Consider the following 4191-nt stretch of genomic DNA (forward strand, 5'->3'; position numbering starts at 1 on the left):
GGTGTAGAAGCCGTGCTTGCCGGCCGGAATGATCTCGCCGGGCAGCGACACCGTCAGCGACCCGTCGGCGCGCTCCAGCACCGAGAACTCGATCTCGCGGCCCTCGACGAATTCCTCGATCAACACTTTGCCGTCGTAGCGGAAAGCCGTGTCGATGGCCTGCTCGAAGCCGTCCCTGTCATTCACCTTGCTGACCCCGAAGGACGAGCCCTGGCGCGCCGGCTTGGCGAAGAAAGGCAGGCCGAGCGTCCCGGCAATCTCCTGGAAGGAATGCTTGCCGTTTCGATGCACGGTGACGGAGCGGGCAACCGCCAGTCCCGCCTCGCGCATCAGCCGCTTGGCGACGTCCTTGTCCATGGCGGCGGCCGAGGCGAGAATGCCGCAGCCGACATAGGCGACATCGGCGACCTCGGCATAGCCCTGCACCGAGCCGTCCTCGCCGAACGGCCCGTGCAGCACCGGGAACACGACGTCGATGGGGGGCAGCTCAGGCTGCGTACCATCCCGCGACACCGCAACCAGCCGGCCCTTGCCTCCGGGCAACAAAGCAACCTCCGGGCCGTCTTCGGAGGCCGGCGCCCCTGCCGCCTCATCGCCGATCGCCGCGGCGCGATCGAGTTGTTGCAGCAGCCACCTGCCGCCTCGCGAAATGGCGATCGGCACGATATCGTAGCGCGTGCGGTCGATCGCCTTCAGCACATTGGCGGCCGAAAGGCGCGACACGTCGTGCTCGGCCGAACGCCCGCCATAGAGGATGGCCACTCTTGTCTTGTCGGTCATCGAAATCCCTCGACTGTCAAAAAATCAAATGGCGACGGCAATGCCGCGATTGGCAAAGAAGCGGTCGAAATCGGCCGGTGACAACACTGCGTCTGCCTGTGTGGCGGGCTCATGGCCGGACGGGTTGTGAAAGCGGAAACCTTCGTCGGATGCCGCGGTGATCAGCACCAGATGGCCGCCCTTCGAGGGCGGCTCTCGCTCGGGCCAGCGGATCGAGCTGCTGACCGACGCGATGAAGAAGCGCGTCCGCTGCATGATCGCCGGAATGTCTGATGTGGCGACATTGGTCATCACCTCGGCGCGCAGGCCGAAGGCTTCCTTCACGAAGCTGACGAAGGGCGCGTAGATCAGCCCCTTGATCGATCCCTCATTGACGACATAGCCGCCATATAAGGTGCAGCGCCTGGCAAGTTCGATCGTCGGCACGATCTCGCCGCGGCTGGCCAGGATCATCTTGAGGCAGGCCATGCCGCAGATGTTGGCGGCCCAGATTGCGTATTCGTCGAGGGTCTCCGCCCCGGATCGCCTCCACAGCGGATCGCGCCTGAGCGCAACATCCGCGCCGTCGGCGAGCACGTCCAGCGTCATGTCAGGCGTTTCCCACTGGCTGAAAAACGGCACGGTTTCAGGCGGCGGGCTCATGCGGTCTCCTCGGTCGGCTGGTTCCATCTCGTATACGAGGATACGAGATGGATGAAAAGCCGTGACATTCAGTGGCGCGACCCAGAAGATGTCATCTTCCGTTTCGGTCAACCATCGCTGACTCCGGGGTTAGCGGAAGCCTCTCCCGCCTTCGTCATCCACAGGCGGAGCAGGAGCGAAGCTCCGTCGCGGAGACCCGAGGATGACGAACGTGGTGAATGCTGCGCGCCGCCTACTCGGCCTTCGCCCAGCCGAAAACCAGCCACGCATATTTCGATTTTTCGTAGGGTTCGACAGTGTAGGTCATCTGCATGTCGCCGTCCTTGGCGTAGATATCCAGCCGGGGCGCCGTATCCAGCTCGAGCCACGCCGAACTCTTGCTGAACGACCAGGTTCCGCACCAGACGCAAGGCCCCGACGTCGGATCCCCGGGCTGGTGAAAATTGTAGCGGCCGTCCGCCGTGATCTCCAGATAATCGAACGCCCCGTAAAACGCGGTCACCGTCTGCTGGAACTCACTGGCGGCCGCTTCCTGTTCCGGTGTCGGCGCATCCTTCATATCGCGCGGCGGCCGGATGGCTCCGCCGTTGAGTTTCCATTTGCCGACAAAATCCTTCTCGGTCGGAAGATATTCCTCCTGGGCCTGCGCCGATGAAATATAAGCAAAAGATGATATACTTGTGAGGCCAACGGCCCCGATTGCAAATAGAAGCGTGGCGGCACAGATCGCCCTTGCTGGGTTTTGCATAAAAAAAATATCTCCACGGGGGTAAGGGGAGTTTTATTGAAAATTTGTGGCGGACGTTGCTTCGGGACCGATTCCCGCCCGCCATTTGCACGGTTAGCATCGGGGCCACCGATCTGGCAACGCAAGGCAGCCTCTCTCCAGCATCGCCCATGCGTCCGCGATCCCGGCCGGCTGAATATCGGCAGCTTAGAAGGTGATCTTCACCGAAGCGGCGCTGCGACGATGCGGGCCGTGATGGACGGCCTCGATGTTGTTGCCGTCCGGATCGAGCAGGAAGGCGGCGTAATAGCCGGGGTGATAGGGCCGTTCGCCCGGCGCGCCATTGTCCGTGCCGCCGGCCGCCAGCCCGGCCTTGTAGAAGCCGTCGACCATGGCGTGGTCCCTTGCCTGGAAAGCCAGGTGATGGCGGCCGGTGAGTTTTCCCTGTGCGGCCCGGCTGTCGGCAGTGGAGACAAACAGCTCGTCGGCCCAGAAAAAGTCGGCGCCGCTACCGCCGATCGGGACATCGAGCGCCTGCAGGACCGCCTCGTAGAAACGCCGGCTGGCCGCGAGGTTTCTGACCACCAGTTGGATGTGGTCGATGAGCCGGCCGCGATGCAATTCCTGGGTTTCCATGAAAACGCCTCCTCGTGTGGGTTCGAATTTAGGTTGGGATAGGGCGTCGTCAATGCGGATACTTCCCAGCAGACAAAGGGCCCACCGGGAGGGGATCCGGCGGGCCTTTGGAAAGCATGTCTAGCCTTCAGGGGTCTGAGGGGGGATCAGACCTGGTAAGAACCTTTGTTGGCCGCGGAGGTTCCACCCGAACAAAAAAATTGCCGATGGCCCGTCCGCGGAATTCAAGCAGTGGAGGCGATTTCTTCGCGAGACCACTCACAGTTTGGAACCTTCCGCTCGCAACCGGGTTTGGTGGCGCGGTGGGAGGAATTGCGATTGGATTGTTTTCAGAGGCTCGAAGCGCTGGTCGACAGCGCCGGTGTCGACGATATCGAGGAAGCAACCGCTCTGCTGCGCCGGTTCAAGGGCAGGTCGCGCGAGGTCGCGGCAGCCATCGACGAATTCATGCTCGATTTCATGACCTTGGTCTTCGTCGTCGAAAACGGCGAAGAAGGTTTCGAAAGGCCGGTCCGCAAGCTCGCTCGCACCAGGCTTTCAAAGCTTGAGCGGCTGGTGACTGTAACGGCGGAGGAAAAGCCGGCTTCCAGCGCCGGCCTATCCCTTCAGGATGGCGGCTAGCCTTGGAATGCCTTCGCTCACCGCGCGCCGGTCGGCGAGCGTGAAGGACAGCCGCAGTGTGTTGCGCCCGGTGCCATCGGCATAAAAGGCGTTGCCCGGCACGAAGGCGACCCGCGCTTCCTTCACCGACCGAGCCAGAAGCTCGGTGGCGTCGGCCCCTTCCGGCAGTGTCACCCAGACGAACATGCCGCCTTCCGGGCGGCTCCAGGTCACGCCTTCGGGCATGTGGGCTTCCAGTGCCGAGAGCAGCCCGTCGCGGCGCTCGCGATAGGCGTCGATGAGTTTTTCCACCTGGCCTTCGAACACGGCTTCGGCGACGCGATGCATCACCACCTGGTTGATCGACGGGCTGTGCAGGTCCGAAGCCTGCTTCATCAGCACCAGCTTCTCGACAATGTGGCGCGGCGCGCACACCCAGCCGACCCGCATGCCCGGCGACAGGATCTTCGAGAACGAGCCGCAATAGAGCGTGCGCGCCTTGTCGATGCCGCCGGACCGGGCACAATCGAGCGCCAGGATCGGCGGCTCGCCCTCGCCGTCATAGCGCAGCGCGCGGTAAGCGGCATCCTCGATGACGGCGATGTCGAGTTCGCCGGCAAGGTCGAGCACCGCCTCGCGCTGCTCACGGTTCAGCGTGTTGCCGGTCGGGTTGGCGAAATCCGGCACCAGATAGGCGAATTTGGCCTTGCCGCCATTGGCGGCCGCCGCCGCGCGATAGGCATCGGGCGTCATGTTGCCGCCGGCCGGGGTCAGCCGGTCGTAGCGCGGCTCATAGGCGTTGAAAG

6 protein-coding genes are annotated in these 4191 nt (G+C 63.3%); 1 reads left to right on the forward strand and 5 read right to left on the reverse strand.

The window, feature by feature from the left end:
* From ENZ75_RS23295 to ENZ75_RS23310, 4 genes are all read right to left on the reverse strand, one after another.
* Window positions 1–780 (reverse strand): D-alanine--D-alanine ligase family protein (locus ENZ75_RS23295; protein WP_164887949.1); only part of this gene is annotated, 780 nt, incomplete at its 3' end.
* Between the two features lie 24 nt (window positions 781–804).
* Complete coding sequence (locus tag ENZ75_RS23300; protein WP_024501618.1) at window positions 805–1422, reverse strand: C39 family peptidase; 618 nt, start codon at window positions 1420–1422, stop codon at window positions 805–807.
* Window positions 1423–1654: 232 nt separating this feature from the next.
* Window positions 1655–2170, reverse strand: coding sequence for a hypothetical protein (locus tag ENZ75_RS23305; protein WP_013530757.1), 516 nt, complete (start codon window positions 2168–2170; stop codon window positions 1655–1657).
* A gap of 186 nt (window positions 2171–2356) precedes the next feature.
* Window positions 2357–2785, reverse strand: a complete 429-nt coding sequence (locus ENZ75_RS23310) for a VOC family protein (RefSeq protein WP_013530756.1) — start codon at window positions 2783–2785, stop codon at window positions 2357–2359.
* 318 nt (window positions 2786–3103) lie between these two features.
* On the opposite strand from ENZ75_RS23310, the gene ENZ75_RS23315 reads away from it, so the two are divergent.
* Window positions 3104–3406 (forward strand): hypothetical protein, encoded by a 303-nt coding sequence (locus ENZ75_RS23315; protein ID WP_224621166.1) that lies wholly within the window; start codon window positions 3104–3106, stop codon window positions 3404–3406.
* Here ENZ75_RS23315 and ENZ75_RS23320 read toward each other — a convergent pair.
* Window positions 3383–4191, reverse strand: an 809-nt coding sequence (locus ENZ75_RS23320) for a PLP-dependent aminotransferase family protein (protein ID WP_164887950.1), incomplete at its 5' end; no start/stop codon positions are given. The genes ENZ75_RS23315 and ENZ75_RS23320 overlap by 24 nt on opposite strands.

This window comes from Mesorhizobium sp. M7A.F.Ca.CA.002.04.1.1 (assembly GCF_004022805.1).
Taxonomy (GTDB): Bacteria; Pseudomonadota; Alphaproteobacteria; order Rhizobiales; family Rhizobiaceae; genus Mesorhizobium; species Mesorhizobium ciceri.

Bases quoted from the DNA above. Each gene is read 5' to 3' on its own strand.
- ENZ75_RS23300 (WP_024501618.1), bottom strand. From the start codon at position 1,422: ATGAGCCCGCCGCCTGAAACCGTGCCGTTTTTCAGCCAGTGGGAAACG.
- ENZ75_RS23305 (WP_013530757.1), bottom strand. From the start codon at position 2,170: ATGCAAAACCCAGCAAGGGCGATCTGTGCCGCCACGCTTCTATTTGCA.
- ENZ75_RS23310 (WP_013530756.1), bottom strand. From the start codon at position 2,785: ATGGAAACCCAGGAATTGCATCGCGGCCGGCTCATCGACCACATCCAA.